The organism is Bartonella sp. MF74HXZ (assembly GCF_042194445.1).
In the GTDB taxonomy this organism is placed as follows: domain Bacteria; phylum Pseudomonadota; class Alphaproteobacteria; order Rhizobiales; family Rhizobiaceae; genus Bartonella; species Bartonella grahamii.
The window spans coordinates 85,297-101,061 of sequence record NZ_JBHIMW010000006.1 but is presented as its reverse complement, the minus strand read 5'-3'; the positions used below and the strand labels follow the sequence as shown (position 1 = coordinate 101,061).

Here is a 15,765-nt window from a genome sequence, read left to right as displayed (position 1 = left end):
TCATCATAAAAAAAGCAGCTATAGAGCATACTTCTCATATGAAATAGTATACTCTATACATTGTTTCATCTATTCTCCACCAGACTTTGAATCAGTTTTGCTCAAACTAGGACTCATTGTTGATGAAAGCTTTTTCTTTACTTTCAGGGGATTTTGAAAATAAAAAAAGAAATCCTCATTTGGTGAAATGACCATCGGAACTCTTTCTAAATTCTTATACTGTTCCATCGCTAACCAAAAATCGTAAAAAGATGGATTAGCTTCCCGCGCATTTAATAAAATGCGAATACTTTCGGCTTGTCCTTCACCGCGAGTAATTTCAGCATCACGCTTTGCAGCTGCTACGATCTCTTCATATTCACGATTAGCTTCCGCCACAATGCGATCCCGCTCCTGCTGACCACGAGCACGAATATTTTCCGCTACCGCCTCACGCTCAGCTGCCATTTGCCGATAAACATCTTCTGAGACAGCATCAGTTAAATCAGTTTTGCGAATACGCACATCAATAATAGTAATGCCTAACGAACCCGCATCCACAGAAAACTGCTTCTGCACTTCAGCCATCATCGCTCCCCGTTCATCTGACAAAGCAGCTTTAAATTCTCGCTTACCATAAACAGCACGTAAAGCATCAATAAAACGCGGTGCAAGATTTTCACGCGCAGCAATTTGTGGACGCCCCGAAGCAATGCGCTGTAGAAACAACTTAGGATCTGTAATACGATAGATAAAGAACGCATCCACTTCATAATAAGCACCACCACGAACCTGTACAGATTGTGTAGGAACATCATAACGCAACAACCGATTATCAACGACAATCATCTTATCCACAAAGGGCGCTTTAAAATAAAGGCCGGGATCAGACTCTACCTTAACAATTTGCCCAAAACGCTTAACTGCCACTTGTTGACGAGGATAGACAATAAAAAGTGACATCCACAAAATGATCAAAAGAAACATTATAGTACTAAAAATAAACAAAAAACGAGACTGCTGCATTATTAGCGTCCTCCAGAAATATGAGCATCCAAGAGCGATGTCGAACGTGCTGATTTCGCTTTTGCTTTTTCTGATAAATTGTTACGCAGCAATTCGTTCAAAGGAAGATAAGGCACCGCTGGAGAATTCATTTGATCAAGAACCAATTTATTTGGTGAAGAGAAAATACGCCCCATCGTCTCCATATAAAGACGATAACGCGCAGCCTCTGGTGATATTGCCGCCTCACGAGCTATGGCCTGAAAACGTTCGGCACGCCCGCGTGCCTCTTCAACCATTTGTGCTTTTTCACCTTTTGCGATTTCCCGTGTACGTGAAGCTTCACCATTTGCTAAACCAATCTTCGTAAAACGCACACGATTCCCCTCTTCAATCATTCTTCCACGTTCCTGCTCCGCTTGTTGAACAGAATTAAACGCAGCAGCAACCTTTGTCGGAGGAGCAGCTTCACTGATAGACACACGACTTATTTCAACACCAAGTTGATATTTATCTACAGTCAACTGGATAATTTTTCTAACGTCATTAGCAACTTCTTCTTTCTTGTCACGTAAAACATCATCAACCGGCCGCGAACCAATGACCTCGCGCATTGCACTTTCAGCAACCTGACGAACTGTTCCTTCTTGATCATTAACGTTGAATAAAAATTGTCCTGGATGTGAAATGCGATAGTAAACAGAAAAATTGACATTAACAATATTTTGATCACTAGACAGCATCAAACCTTCACTTTGTTGTACCTGACCAGGCTTCCCACCAATTGCGATTGTTTTTTCCGTTAAAGGCACTTTCATATAGGTCTCAATTGGCCAAAAGTGAAAATGCAAACCATCACCGATGATGCCTTCTTTAGGGACACCAAAACGCAATTCTACTGCTTGCTCATTTTGTTGGACAATATAAAGTGATTGATAGAGCAAAAAACACACAGCAAGAAGAAGGAACAAAACAACAGTTCCCCCTCTACTAAATTGTTTAAACTGATCCTTCCCTTTACGCAAAATATCATCAAGATTGGGACCATTTTCACCACCATTATTGCCACCAGAACCAAAAAGATTCTTAGCCGATGTTTTTTTGTCACCACTGTTCTTGTTTTTATCGCCACTCCACGGGCCACCACCATTTTGATTTGTCCAGGGCATTATCACCTCTTTAACTGACTACCACTCATTCAAATACCAACCATTCACTTAGATCTTATAGGGATTCTCTTATCTCATTACAATACAACTGACAGGTTCTTTTCACTTATGATTATTTTCGCTCATAAACCACAAAACGTGTCGGATGACTATCTTTTTCTCCTTTTGGAATATTTTGTGTTTCTACAACAATCCATTTTTCTTTATCAAAAACAGGAAAAAAACTATCCCCTTCTATAGAAGCTAAAACTTCTGTAAGGAATATTTTATCAGCCATATGCAACCCTTGTTGAAAAATTTCACCACCCCCAATAATAAAAACTGCATCTGCACCATTTTGAGAAGCCACACTTTTTGCGATAGAACAGGCTTGCGACAAAGAATGAGCAATAACAGCACCTTCAGCCGTGAATGCACAATTACGGGTAATAACAATATTTGTACGCCCTGGTAAAGGACGCCCAAGAGAATCCCATGTTTTTCGCCCCATAATAATGGGGTTACCAAAAGTCAAAGCTTTAAAGCGTTGCAAATCCGTGGATAAATGCCAAGGCATCGCACCTTCACGACCTATAACACCATTTTCTGCAACAGCTGCAATTAAACAAACTGGAAAAGTCATACTGCTACCGGTGCCTTAATATGTGGCTGCGCTTCATAATTAAGCAATTCAAAATCCTCAAATTTAAAAGAAAAAAGATCTGTTACCGCTGAATTTATAAGCATCAACGGCAAAGCATTTGGTATACGAGACAGCTGGTATCTCGCCTGTTCAAAATGGTTAGAATAAAGATGAGCATCACCCAGAGTATGAATAAAGTCTCCCGCTTTAAGTCCACTTACTTGGGCAATCATCATCGTCAACAACGCATAGGAAGCAATATTAAACGGAACACCTAAGAAAATATCTGCTGAACGCTGATAAAGCTGACAGGATAGCTTCCCATCAGCAACATAAAATTGAAAAAAACAATGACAAGGAGGCAAAGCCATCTCCTCTATCAGTGCGGGGTTCCAAGCAGATACAATTAAGCGACGAGAATCAGGCGTTTCTTTAATCATCGTCAAAAGATGACTGATTTGATCAATATGCCGTCCATCGGGAGCAGGCCAAGAGCGCCACTGATAACCATAAATAGGACCAAGGTTCCCTTTCTCATCAGCCCACTCATCCCAAATTGACACACCATGTTCCTTCAACCATGCAATATTTGTATCACCTCTCAAAAACCACAAAAGCTCATAAATGATCGAGCGCAAATGCAATTTCTTCGTTGTTAACAGAGGAAAGCCAGCCTGCAAATCAAACCGCATTTGATACCCAAAAATTGATCGGGTCCCCACACCGGTTCGATCTGTACGATCAATGCCGTTATTTAAAACATGCGATAAAAGATCAAGATAGATTTTCATATAAATATTATGGTTGATTCTTAACGTTACAGGAAATAGAAACTTCAAAATTTATAAAAATACAATTCAAAAAAATCCTCCTCCCAAACATCTTTTATAGGAAATCATTATTATACGATTGCATTTTGATGAATCAAATCGTAAATAAATTTTAAACGAAACAAGTTAGGTATGATCATAAAAGGGATAAATTTATGGAGAATGAACCAACTTTAGCACCACATGATACAAGAAAACGTATCTGGGCTATCGTGTCCAGTGCATCAGGTAATCTAGTAGAATGGTATGACTTTTATGTTTATTCCTTTACATCCATTTACTTTGCATCACAATTTTTTCCCTCAGATGGCAATGTCGTTACACAACTTTTAAAAGCGGCTGGTGTCTTTGCTATTGGTTTTCTTATGCGCCCAATCGGCGGATGGCTTTTTGGCTTCATTGCCGATCGTTACGGACGCAAACGCTCAATGCTTATCTCTGTTTTTATGATGTGTGGTGGTTCGTTCTTAATCGCCCTACTTCCTACCTATGAAACCATTGGAGTAGCAGCAGGAATTCTTTTACTTTTACTCAGAATGCTTCAGGGGCTTTCTGTCGGTGGTGAATATGGTACAACAGCAACTTATATGAGCGAAATTGCCCTCAAAAATCGCCGAGGATTTTTTAGCTCTTTCCAATACACCACACTGATTGGTGGTCAGCTTCTAGCCAGTCTTGTTATATTCATTTTAGCGCTTTACCTCACCGAAGATCAGCTAAAAGCATGGGGTTGGCGTATTCCATTTGCCATTGGTGGACTAGGAGCAATTGTTGCGATTTATCTACGCCGCACGCTCCATGAGACAACGACCAAAGAAAGTCGTTCTAGTGCACAAGCTGGTAGTATTAGGGGACTTCTAACCAACCACCGAAAAGCTTTTTTTCTAGTTATCGGCTTTACCGCTGGAGGATCGCTCACATTCTACACCTATACGACTTACATGCAGAAATATCTGATTACAACCACCGGCTTTGATAAACATACAGCCACAACTGTGATGACTGCTGCACTCTTTGTTTTCATGTTACTTCAACCTGCATTTGGTTTTATGGCTGATAAAATTGGAACAAGAACTTCACTCCTTATTTGGAGTGTCTTATCTATTATCTTTACCATTCCTGGACTTAATGTGATTGGTAGTACTGATAGTACATGGATTGCTTTATCAGTTATTATTGGAATGCTCTGCATTATGAGCTTTTACACGTCCATCTCTGGCATTGTAAAATCAGAAATGTTTCCCGCTTCAGTACGAGCAATAGGAGTTGGGCTCTCTTATGCTATTGCCAACGCACTGTTTGGCGGTTCTGCTGAATATGTCGCGCTTGGATTAAAAGATCTTGGATATGAATCTGTCTTCTATTTTTATATAACCGGCATGATGATTATTGCATTCATTTCTGTTCTCTTAATGCCCGATGCCCGGAAAGAGGGCTATCTTCAAGGTGATAGTATCCATTAAATTTTCTAAACTAAATCAAGAATCCCGATTTTTCGGGCTTCTTGATTATGATAGTACTGTAAAATCAATATTTACAACCTATTACAGACATGCCTTTCATATCATAAACATCTCCCGTATCATAAAGGAGCGATATCCTCTTCTTTGATATGAACCATGGTAAATAAATTATCCCATGTCATGACCGTATATTTTTCATGATACCAATAAATCCAGTATACTTAGCTTTAAAAACATCAGATCTGTTTTAATTAAAATCCTCTTTTCTTTATCAAAAATAAGCAAAATATCGTTTCCTTATTTGTCTAATAATAGAAATTAAACCGCATCTATTATCACCAATCAATCCTCTCTCAACACCCCTTTCTGATCTGGATGATCAATGACACCGTTAAAGATACAATAAAAATCAAAACATACCTTCCTATAAATATGAGTACCGTTTTTGTTCTATAACAAAAATAAAAACTGCAAACATCATGGAAATAAGCCGCTTCCACCCCCTTTTTTTAAGAAACATCGCAATATGATTGAATTTTTATGGCTTAAACTGTAAACAACTTTAAAGAGAAGAAAAGTTATAAATCTAAAAGGGGAATACTTCATGAATAATCAAGCAACTTTAGATCCACATGATACAAGGAAACGTATTTTTGCTATCATATCCAGTGCATCAGGAAATCTGGTAGAATGGTACGACTTTTATGCTTACTCCTTTGCATCGGTTTATTTTGCATCACAATTTTTTCCTGAAGATGAAGATATCGTCACACAACTTTTAAAAACTGCAGGAATCTTTTTTATTGGCTTTCTTATGCGTCCAATTGGAGCATGGCTCTTTGGATTCATTGCGGATCGTTATGGACGTAAACGCTCAATGCTTATTTCTGTTTTTATGATGTGTGGAGGCTCTTTTCTCATTGCCATACTTCCCACTTATAAAACCTTGGGAATAACAGCAGCATTTCTCCTCCTTTTAGTCCGCATGTTTCAAGGACTTTCCGTTGGCGGTGAATATGGTACAGCAGCAACTTATATGAGCGAAGTTGCACCCAAAAATCGTCGTGGGCTCTTTGCTTCTTTTCAATATGCAACAACGATCACAGGTCAACTTCTCGCAAGTTTTATAATATTTATTTTATCCCTTTACCTTACTGAAGATCAGTTAAAAGCATGGGGCTGGCGTATTCCTTTTGTCATTGGTGGCTTTGGAGCAATTGTTGCAATTTATCTGCGTAGTTTGCTCCATGAAACAACAACCCACAAAAGCCGCTCTGAACAACATGCTGGTAGTCTTAGAGAACTTTTTCGCAATCATAAAAAAGCTTTCTTTTTGGTTGTTGGCTTTACAGCTGGTGGATCACTCACATTTTATACATACACCACTTATATGCAAAAATATCTGATCACAACCACGGGTTTTGATAAACAAACCGCAACAACAATAATGACTGCCGCCCTCTTTATTTTTGTGCTACTCCAACCCCTTTTAGGTTTCATAGCCGATAAAATTGGAGCAAGAGCTTCACTCATTAGTTGGAGTACCTTATCCATTATCTGCACCATTCCTGTACTTAAAATGATTGGGAATGCCCATAATGCATGGGCAGCACTCTTAATCATCATTGGAATACTCTGTGTTATGAGTTTTTATACGTCCATTGCTGGTATCATAAAAGCAGAATTGTTCCCAGCCTCAATCCGCGCAATTGGTGTTGGATTTGCTTTTGCCATTGGAAATGCACTATTTGGCGGTTCTGCTGAATATGTAGCGCTTGGATTAAAAAATATGGGATACGAATCTGTTTTCTTTTTTTACATAGTTGGTATGATGATCATTGCACTCATCTCTATTCTCCTTATGCCCGATATAGATAAAGGAGGATATCTCGATAAAGACGATTAAAATTCATTAAACTTATTTTTCGGAAAAAAAGCCCAAGAAAGTGGGCTTTTTTTTTATAATTATTTACACAAAAACTTAATTTTTATTTATGAAATCCATTTCATTATCTTACTCTCAATAATGGACAGTCATCGAATATTTTCTATGACCGACAATATTACTTCCATAACCTATTGATTTGTAATGGTTGTTTATCATTTTGTATCTCAATTGAAAAACCCAAATACCATAAGATTTTTTCATTTCTACCCTTTTTATATCACGTCCTCATAACTATACCTCTTGCAACTCAGAAACAGAGTTAATGCTATGAATAAAATTATTTAATAAAATAATAAAACAGCCTTTTACAAACTATTTAAATTGCAAAAAATGTATAAATCTATTGATATAATTTAAATTTAACAAATTTTTATGAAAATAAAGGTATTTAAATATAACAAAACTTACTTAATTCTTATAAAGAATAGTTTTATATTTAAATTATAAGTTTATTAAAACGATTTTTATTATTTATATTAATTAATAAAACTATTTATACTATAGAATAAATAATTTAAAATTGCAAAAGTATTTTATTTTAAATATTTTTCATAAAAATAATCATTATACAATTGAATTTTTCTGGAAATCATAAACAATTATGGTTAGAAAATATCAACTATAAATTTAAAAGGGGAGCACTTCATGAAAAATGAAACAACTTTAGTACAACATGATACAAGAAAGCGTATCTTCGCTATCATATCTAGCGCATCAGGGAATCTAGTAGAGTGGTATGATTTTTACGTTTACTCATTTGCGTCTATTTACTTTGCACCACAATTTTTCCCTTCAGATGGCGATGTTGTTACCCAATTTTTTAAAACTGCAGGGATCTTCTTTATTGGTTTTCTTATGCGCCCAATTGGAAGTTGGCTTTTTGGCTTTATTGCTGATCGTTATGGACGAAAAAACTCGATGCTCATATCTATTCTTATGATGTGTGGGGGCTCTTTTCTCATTGCCATACTTCCCACTTATGAAACTTTAGGGAGAACTGCAGCAATTCTTCTTCTCCTAATCCGTATGATGCAGGGACTTTCAGCAGGTGGTGAATATGGTACAGCTGCAACTTATATAAGCGAAGTTTCCCTTAAAAAACACCGCGGTCTCTTCGCTTCTTTCCAATCTGGTACGCTTATTACTGGTCAACTTTTAGCCAGTTTTATTATATTTATTCTGGCACTTTATCTAACGGAAGACCAACTAAGAACATGGGGCTGGCGTATTCCATTTGCTATTGGTGGATTGGGAGCATTCGTCGTACTTTATCTACGTCGTTCACTTCATGAAACAACCACCAAAGAAAGCCGCTCTCAAAAACACACTGGGAGTCTTAAAGAGCTTCTAAGCAAACATACAAAAGCATTTTTTGTAATTGTTCTTTTTGCCTCTGGAGGATCTCTCACATTTTACACCTGTACGACTTATATGCAGAAATATCTGATCACAACTACCGGTTTTGATAAACATACCGCTACAACTGTAATGACCGCGGCACTCTTTATTTTCATATTACTCCAACCCATATTTGGTATCCTAGCTGATAAAATTGGGACAAGAAATTTACTTATCCTTTGGAGTGCACTCTCTACTCTCTTTACGATTCCTGGACTTCTCATAATCGGTCACACGCATAATCCATGGATTGCGCTATCAGTCATTATTGGAATACTCTGTATTATGAGCATGTATACATCCATCTCTGGTGTCGTAAAATCAGCAATGTTTCCCTCTTCAGTACGAGCACTGGGAGTTGGTCTCTCTCATGCTATTGGCAATGCATTATTTGGTGGTTCTGCCGAATACGTAGCTCTTGGATTAAAAAATATAGGACATGAATCACTGTTTTATTTTTACGTAATCGGCGTAATGATCATTGCATTCATTGCCACCCTCTTTATACCGGATATGAGCAAAGGAGGATATCTTCAAGAAAACGATTAAACCTTCGATGCTAAACAAAAAAGCCCAAAGAATTTTGGGCTTTTTTTATTGAGCAAAATTGAATTTTAAAATTGTTTAAATTTTATCAAGTGCGTTTAATTGTTTAGCTACCAAATAATAGAAAGTCATACGACTTTTTCTGCGATCTCCAGACATCATTTCTGCAACTTTTGACACAGCCATTTTAGCCCTCTGCTCATCCGCGCCTAATACATCTTGAACCCATTTTTCAACGCGTTCTAACTCTTTTGGATCCGATGTAGCAACAAGCGCTGCATCCTGCTTTTTCATCACCAAAGCTAAACGACGGCTAAGCCGTTCTACTGCTGCTTCATCGGGGTTTGAATCATATAGTTTAATATCTGCTAGATTATTGGTCATTTTGCATCATCTCCTCTCCAAAAATGAGCGGCCTATACTTTACAGCCGCATCATATAGCTCCATAAATAATTAGAGGATTAAAAATATTAACAACCCCCCCTTTTCCTAAGACTGTTCTTCATCTATATTTAAGGAGCTGGTTTACCAGCTATGGTAATAAATGGACAATGAAATAAACTCATTGGACCCGGGGGCGGTACCCGGCGCCTCCACCAAAATATAAGAGACCAAAGTTATATTTTGGTGGGGGCGAAATAGGATCGACAAGGGCGTAAAGATTGCTCTTTTACTCGGCATAGTACCACCGTTATCGGACTAAATGAGTAGTTGCAAATGACAACTATGCGGAAGCACGTCTCGCTGCTTAATGCAGTGCGAATGTTTCAATTTAAGTCTTAAACCGTCGCAGGTTTAAGCGGGGTTCGGAGGCACCTGGCAACAGAAGCCTTCACTTTTTTTTAATGTTATTGATTGATCTTTCAGACATTATCAGACATTATTTACCATAGAGTTTCGTTTTTATTCGATTTATTGAGGTGCATCGTAGACAAAATACTGCTAATTTTAAAATATATTCTATCACACAATATCAATACGCCCCATTATCAATACGCTCCATTCTGCTACGTGAAATAAAAGGAATAAACTTCGATGGTTAAAGATCAAATCCGTTACGATATTCTCGTTCAGGATGCGCTTCGTGGAGTTATCCGTAAAGTTTTATCGGAAGTTAGCAAAGCAGGTCTTCCGGGAAATCATCATTTTTTTATAACTTTTTTGACGAATGCCCCAGGTGTTAAAATTTCTCCTCGGCTAAAAAATCGCTATCCTGAGCAAATGACTATCGTCTTACAACATCAGTTTAGAGATCTCAGTGTTTCAGAAACAGCTTTCGAAGTAACCCTCTCCTTCAGGGAAATAACTGAAAAGCTCGTGATTCCTTTTACTTCCATTCAGGTCTTTTATGATCCTGTAGCAGCATTTGAAGCAGCATTTGATCTGCCCTCAAATCTTACCTCTGGAGAAAGTGAAAATTCAGAAAATACCTCAACTACGCCCATTACCTTATCAAACACACAAAAAAAAGAAAATACGCTTACAAAAGAACAAAATTTCAGTACAAATAAAGAATCTTCAAATAGCGATACAAAACAAAGTGCTGATGTTGTCTCTTTAGATTCTTTTCGGAAAAAATAATTTTTCTCATGACTGAATTGATTAATCTTCGCCAATTTCGAAAACAAAAAAAACGTACAGAAAAATCTCTTCGTGCTGAGCAAAATCGTTATCGTTTTGGACGAACAAAAACTGAAAAATTTTTTGAGCAACAAAAATCTTTAAAAACGCAAAAATTTCTTGATCAAAATCGTTTACGAAACGACGAATAAAGGTGGAAAATGCACGAAAATAATTCTATCGATTGGTCAAAAGTCATTCCACGAAAAATATCTGTTCGCGTTGATGGGCACGCAACAAGCGTCTCTTTAGAACCGCCATTTTTAGATATTCTAAAAGATATAGCCCGCAAAAAAGGACAATCTTTAGCCTTTATTATCACTGATATTGATAGCAAAAGACCACAACAAGTCAATCTTTCGGCTTCGTTACGCGTTTATGCCCTTCAAAGCGTTCTCACCCAACGCCTTTAGTGTTTATGCTTATTTTTTACGTTCTCTTTTTGTTCATTCAACTGAAGCTGTTGTGACTTTTTTAAGAGAAGTTTTTTTAATCTAGAACTTCAATGAAAAAAAGTCTACAAAAGAGATATAATGAGTAATTTTTCTGATCACAACATACCTTTCTTTGAAGAAGATTCCCCTCCAGACCATGATAAGAAGAGCTCTGGTTTTTCCTCCCATACTCTAAAAGAACAAAAATCATATAACATAGACTATTTAGAACAACTCAATCCAGAACAGCAACAAGCTGTTATGAATACTGAGGGACCTCTTTTAGTTCTTGCAGGTGCTGGTACAGGAAAAACGCGCGTTTTAACAACCCGTATTTCTCATATTTTACGCTCTGGGCTTGCCTCTCCTCAGCAAATACTTGCTGTTACTTTCACCAACAAAGCAGCACGTGAAATGAAAATACGTATTGGTGAACTTATTGGAGGAGTTGTTGAAGGTATGCCTTGGCTTGGAACTTTTCACTCCACTGGTGCTAAAATTTTACGCCGTCACGCAGAGCTTGTTGGTTTAAAAAGAAACTTTACAATTCTCGATAGCGATGATGTTCTTCGACTTTTAAAACAGCTTATTCAAGCTGAGGGACTAGACGATAAGCGTTGGCCCGCACGAAACCTTGCCACGATGATTGATTCTTGGAAAAATCAAGGACTTTCACCAGAACATATCTCAAAAAGTGATGCTCATTCCTTCGGCAAGGGCATGGGACGCGAACTTTATCACAGTTATCAAAACCGATTAAAAGATCTTAATGCTTGTGATTTTGGCGATCTTCTTCTTCATTCTATCTCTATCTTCCAACATCATCCAGATATTCTTCGCGAATACCATTCTCAATTTCGCTATATTCTTGTCGATGAATACCAAGATACAAATACAGCACAATATCTTTGGCTTCGCCTTTTGGCACAACATCCCCAAGGTCAACATGTTAATCTTTGTTGTGTTGGCGATGATGATCAATCCATTTATGGATGGCGTGGTGCAAAAGTCGAGAATATATTACGTTTTGAAAAAGATTTTCCTTCTGCCAAAATTATTCGTCTAGAACGTAATTATCGCTCAACATCCCATATTCTTAAAACCGCCTCCCATCTCATTGCTCATAATGAAGAAAGACTGGGCAAAGTCCTTTTTTCTGCACAAATAAAGAGTGAGGAAGAAAAAGTAAAAATTCATTCAGCATGGGATTCGCAAGAAGAGGCCCGTGCCATCGGAGAAGAAATTGAACAAGCACACCAAACAGGTCATGCATTAAATCATATGGCTATATTGGTGCGTGCATCATTCCAAATGCGTGAATTTGAAGATCGCTTTGTAACGCTTGGTCTTAACTACCGCGTCATTGGTGGTCCTCGTTTTTATGAACGAATGGAAATACGCGATGCTATGGCTTATTTACGCGTTGTTGTCCAACCTGCTGATGATTTAGCTTTTGAGCGTGTTATTAATACACCGAAACGCGGCATAGGCGATGCAACCCTGCGCATTCTTTATGAGAGTGCGCGAGCACGTGCTGTTCCTCTCTTTTCTGCGGCCGCTGACATCATTGAAACAGATGAGTTAAAGCCTAAGGCACGCAGTGCGTTACGAAGCCTTATTGAAAACTTCCGCCGCTGGCAAAATATGCTTCAAGACACTCCTCATAAAGAACTTGCCGAGATTATCCTTGATGATTCTGGTTATACAACCATGTGGTTAGAAGATCGCTCACCAGAGGCTCCTACACGACTAGAAAATCTTAAAGAAATGATCCGTTCCATGGAACAATTTGAAAATCTTCAAAGTTTTTTGGAACATGTTGCACTAGTTATGGATGCTGAAAACAATGAAAATACCGATGCAGTCAATATCATGACACTTCATTCAGCCAAAGGACTTGAATTTGAAACAGTTTTTCTTCCTGGCTGGGAAGAAGGACTTTTTCCCCATCAGCGCTCATTAGATGAAGGTGGACGTTCAGGATTAGAAGAAGAACGGCGTCTTGCTTATGTTGGACTCACAAGAGCAAAAAAACACCTGCATATATGGTTTGTATCGAATCGTAGAATTCATGGACTTTGGCAATCTACTCTTCCCTCCCGCTTTCTAGATGAATTACCAGCAGAACATATAGAAGCCATAGCAATGGAAACATCTTATGGTGGTTATGGAAAATCTTCCTTTCAAAATCACGATTCCTGTTATACTGGCTATGCAACAGCAAGACAAAAGCATGCACAAAAAAACAAGACGATTGAAGGGAAAATTATCGCTCAATCAATCTCTCATGCATCATCAGATTTTTCCATCAATGATCGGATTTTTCACATAAAATTTGGTTATGGTCATATTACAGCAATAGACGATCATAAATTGACAATAATGTTTGAAAAAGCCGGAGAAAAGCGTGTACTGGATAATTTTGTCAACAAAGCTTAACTAAAAGCAAACCACGATCAGTTTTTGCAAGAGACCATTTTGTTTTATTCTGATTATCATTTCCATTTGCGAACAAAAACTTCAATGGGTAAATTTTGCATATCAGGCAATGCATCGTAAATTTTATCAAGCGACCAATCCCACCAAGCCATCTCCAAAAGGCATTCTATGACATGATTGGGAAAACGCATCCGCAAGCGTTTAGCAGAAACACCAGCGACAACCGCATAAGGCAAAACATCTTTCGTTATAACAGCGTTAGCACCAATGATAGCGCCATGTCCAACTGTCACCCCAGGCATAATAACCGCGCCATATCCAATCCACACATCATGCCCAATAATAACACGTTTTGCACAACGCCTTTCGCGAAAAGAACGATCAAGAGCCATATAACGAAAATATTCGTTTGGACGATAGGTTATTTTATGCGTTGAAACGCGCTCCATAGGATGCTCCAACGCATTCATCCGTACATGAGATGCAATAGAACAAAAACGCCCAATATCGCTATAAATTGCCTCACTATTACGTTCTAAATAAGAAAAATCTCCAACGGTTACATCCCGTAAAATCACCCGCTCATTAATTTCCACATAGCGCCCTAATTTACAACCATGCAGCCGTGCTGTCGTATGGATACGAGGCTCACTTTCATGAAATCGAAGATCGTTCTCAATATTCATGCATCCCTCACCAATGTTTCATCAATAGATATGGAAAGACATACCAATCAAGCCAATAAAATCAACCATGAAACAGAGATTGCAAAACAAACCTGCCGATGTTACAATTTCGTGATCTATCTAAGAGAGTCAAACTATGAAAAATGTAATACGCATCTTGGGGCTGACAATCATATTTCTTGCAGGTATTTTTATTTATGATGCACTGACAAATAAGCCTTTAGGTGATAATTTTACACTCACTGATTCTAATGGAAAAAATATCACTGAGGCTGATATTCGAAGCAAGCCTTCAATAGTTTTTTTCGGCTTCACTATGTGTCCTGAAATCTGCCCTACGACATTGATGAATCTTGATCGATGGCTTACAGCCCTTGGACCCAATGCCAATAAATTAGGCATATGGTTTGTTACTGTTGACCCTGAACGTGATACACCAGAAGTACTCCATGAATATCTCAGTAATTTTAACAATAAAATCATTGGGATCAGTGGAGATCCTGATAAAGTTCATAAAATGGTCAATTCCTTTAACATCGTTGCTGAAAAAGTCCCTGGAACAGATGGAAACTATACATATAACCATACAGCAGCAATTTTTTTACTCAAAAAAGGTGGAAAATTAGCTGGCATTATCCGTTATGACACGAAAGAAAGCGATAGCGAATTAAAAGATGAAATCGCCATTGAACGGTTAAAAAAACTCATCTTAAACTAAAAAAACCGATCAAAAGAAAGAACAGCATGTCGCAACAAATTCGCCTCTATTATACTGCTTCTAAAAATGAAGCAGAACGGTTCTATACCCTTATAGACACAGCCTTTGACGAAGAAGGTTATCCTCTTGCTCTTACAGAGATAGATGAACAAAATGCTGTATATGAACTTTCACTCTATGTAGACCAAGAAAACTACGAACATATTTCGAAACGTTTTGCCCAAATCCTTTCTATAGATCCTGATAAAATTAATATGGAAGTTGTACCCAACATTGATTGGGTACAAAAAAGCCTAGAAGGACTAAAACCTGTGCAAGCCGGTCCTTTTTTTCTTCATGGAAGTCACAACCGAAACGCCATTCCAGCCAATGTTCTTCCTATCGAAATTGAAGCAAATCAAGCTTTTGGCACCGGACATCATGGAACGACAGCTGGTTGTTTAGAAATGATTGCCAAAGTGATGGAACATGAAAATCCCCAAAATGCACTTGATCTTGGTACCGGCAGTGGGGTACTCGCCATCGGCATCGCAATGCTCAAACCTATTGCTATACTTGCATCTGATATTGATCCAATCGCTATTCAAGTTACACAACACAATATCCAGCTCAATGGCGTAAAAAAATATATCACAGCTGTCACAGCAACAGATTTTGCCCATGATGAAATTGCTTCACGTGCTCCCTTTGATCTTATTGTTGCCAATATCCTTGCCAATCCTCTTATCGCACTTGCACAAGAAATGGTAAAGGCACTCCAAAAAGGTGGATCACTGATACTCTCTGGAATTCTTGAAGAACAACATGCAGATGTTTTAAAGGCTTATGTAAAACAAGGGCTGAAACACATTGAAACATACCACCGTCAAGGATGGGTTACGATACATCTGAAATAAAGTAAAAGAAA

Annotated in this window: 15 protein-coding genes and 1 other RNA gene; 10 read left to right on the top strand and 6 right to left on the bottom strand. The window is 38.0% G+C overall.

The genetic code is table 11. From position 1 onward, the window contains the following. Nucleotides 1-69: 69 nt before the first annotated feature. From hflC to ACFIJ8_RS06570, 4 genes are all read right to left on the bottom strand, one after another. A complete protein-coding gene (gene hflC / locus ACFIJ8_RS06585) occupies nt 70-1,005 on the bottom strand; it encodes a protease modulator HflC (protein WP_273788073.1) in 936 nt (311 codons plus the stop codon). Between the two features lie 2 nt (nt 1,006-1,007). Then, complete coding sequence (hflK, locus tag ACFIJ8_RS06580) at nt 1,008-2,153, bottom strand: FtsH protease activity modulator HflK (RefSeq protein WP_015856616.1); 1,146 nt, start codon at nt 2,151-2,153, stop codon at nt 1,008-1,010. A 112-nt stretch (nt 2,154-2,265) separates the two neighbouring features. Continuing rightward, the gene (locus ACFIJ8_RS06575; RefSeq protein ID WP_273788072.1) at nt 2,266-2,775 is read right to left on the bottom strand and encodes a dihydrofolate reductase; all 510 of its coding nucleotides are present in this window, start codon (nt 2,773-2,775) and stop codon (nt 2,266-2,268) included. After that, nucleotides 2,772-3,566: a thymidylate synthase gene (locus ACFIJ8_RS06570; RefSeq protein WP_015856618.1), complete on the bottom strand. Its 795-nt coding sequence runs from the start codon at nt 3,564-3,566 to the stop codon at nt 2,772-2,774. Before ACFIJ8_RS06570 ends, ACFIJ8_RS06575 begins: the two co-directional genes overlap by 4 nt. 194 nt (nt 3,567-3,760) lie before the next feature. On the opposite strand from ACFIJ8_RS06570, the gene ACFIJ8_RS06565 reads away from it, so the two are divergent. The 3 genes from ACFIJ8_RS06565 (at nt 3,761) to ACFIJ8_RS06555 (ending at nt 8,963) form a co-directional block, all read left to right on the top strand. After that, on the top strand, nt 3,761-5,068 hold the full coding sequence (locus ACFIJ8_RS06565) for an MFS family transporter (RefSeq protein ID WP_375639236.1): 1,308 nt from the start codon (nt 3,761-3,763) through the stop codon (nt 5,066-5,068). A 604-nt stretch (nt 5,069-5,672) separates the two neighbouring features. Further along, the gene (locus tag ACFIJ8_RS06560; RefSeq protein ID WP_375639235.1) at nt 5,673-6,974 is read left to right on the top strand and encodes an MFS family transporter; all 1,302 of its coding nucleotides are present in this window, start codon (nt 5,673-5,675) and stop codon (nt 6,972-6,974) included. Between the two features lie 687 nt (nt 6,975-7,661). Further along, nucleotides 7,662-8,963, top strand: coding sequence for an MFS family transporter (locus ACFIJ8_RS06555; RefSeq protein WP_273788069.1), 1,302 nt, complete (start codon nt 7,662-7,664; stop codon nt 8,961-8,963). A gap of 75 nt (nt 8,964-9,038) precedes the next feature. Here ACFIJ8_RS06555 and ACFIJ8_RS06550 read toward each other — a convergent pair whose 3' ends face one another. Beyond that, a complete protein-coding gene (locus tag ACFIJ8_RS06550; protein ID WP_015856622.1) occupies nt 9,039-9,344 on the bottom strand; it encodes a DUF2853 family protein in 306 nt (101 codons plus the stop codon). 97 nt (nt 9,345-9,441) lie between these two features. Between ACFIJ8_RS06550 and ssrA the strand changes: the two genes are divergently transcribed. From ssrA to ACFIJ8_RS06525, 5 genes are all read left to right on the top strand, one after another. Then, nucleotides 9,442-9,798, top strand: a transfer-messenger RNA (tmRNA) gene (ssrA, locus tag ACFIJ8_RS06545). Nucleotides 9,799-9,996: 198 nt separating this feature from the next. Beyond that, a complete protein-coding gene (locus ACFIJ8_RS06540; protein ID WP_015856623.1) occupies nt 9,997-10,542 on the top strand; it encodes an SspB family protein in 546 nt (181 codons plus the stop codon). A gap of 8 nt (nt 10,543-10,550) precedes the next feature. Next, the gene (locus ACFIJ8_RS06535; RefSeq protein WP_273788068.1) at nt 10,551-10,733 is read left to right on the top strand and encodes a DUF4169 family protein; all 183 of its coding nucleotides are present in this window, start codon (nt 10,551-10,553) and stop codon (nt 10,731-10,733) included. A 9-nt stretch (nt 10,734-10,742) separates the two neighbouring features. Beyond that, nucleotides 10,743-10,994 (top strand): ribbon-helix-helix domain-containing protein, encoded by a 252-nt coding sequence (locus ACFIJ8_RS06530; RefSeq protein WP_273788067.1) that lies wholly within the window; start codon nt 10,743-10,745, stop codon nt 10,992-10,994. Between the two features lie 120 nt (nt 10,995-11,114). Then, nucleotides 11,115-13,454, top strand: a complete 2,340-nt coding sequence (locus ACFIJ8_RS06525; RefSeq protein ID WP_375639234.1) for an ATP-dependent helicase — start codon at nt 11,115-11,117, stop codon at nt 13,452-13,454. A 56-nt stretch (nt 13,455-13,510) separates the two neighbouring features. Here ACFIJ8_RS06525 and ACFIJ8_RS06520 read toward each other — a convergent pair whose 3' ends face one another. Continuing rightward, entirely contained in the window at nt 13,511-14,140 is a 630-nt protein-coding gene (locus tag ACFIJ8_RS06520) for a DapH/DapD/GlmU-related protein (protein ID WP_375639233.1), read from the bottom strand. Nucleotides 14,141-14,276: 136 nt separating this feature from the next. On the opposite strand from ACFIJ8_RS06520, the gene ACFIJ8_RS06515 reads away from it, so the two are divergent. Next, nucleotides 14,277-14,858 carry an SCO family protein gene (locus tag ACFIJ8_RS06515; RefSeq protein ID WP_375639232.1) on the top strand — a complete coding sequence of 194 codons (582 nt, stop codon included), beginning with the start codon at nt 14,277-14,279 and terminating at the stop codon, nt 14,856-14,858. A gap of 26 nt (nt 14,859-14,884) precedes the next feature. Beyond that, nucleotides 14,885-15,754: a 50S ribosomal protein L11 methyltransferase gene (locus ACFIJ8_RS06510; RefSeq protein ID WP_375639231.1), complete on the top strand. Its 870-nt coding sequence runs from the start codon at nt 14,885-14,887 to the stop codon at nt 15,752-15,754. Nucleotides 15,755-15,765: the final 11 nt, after the last annotated feature.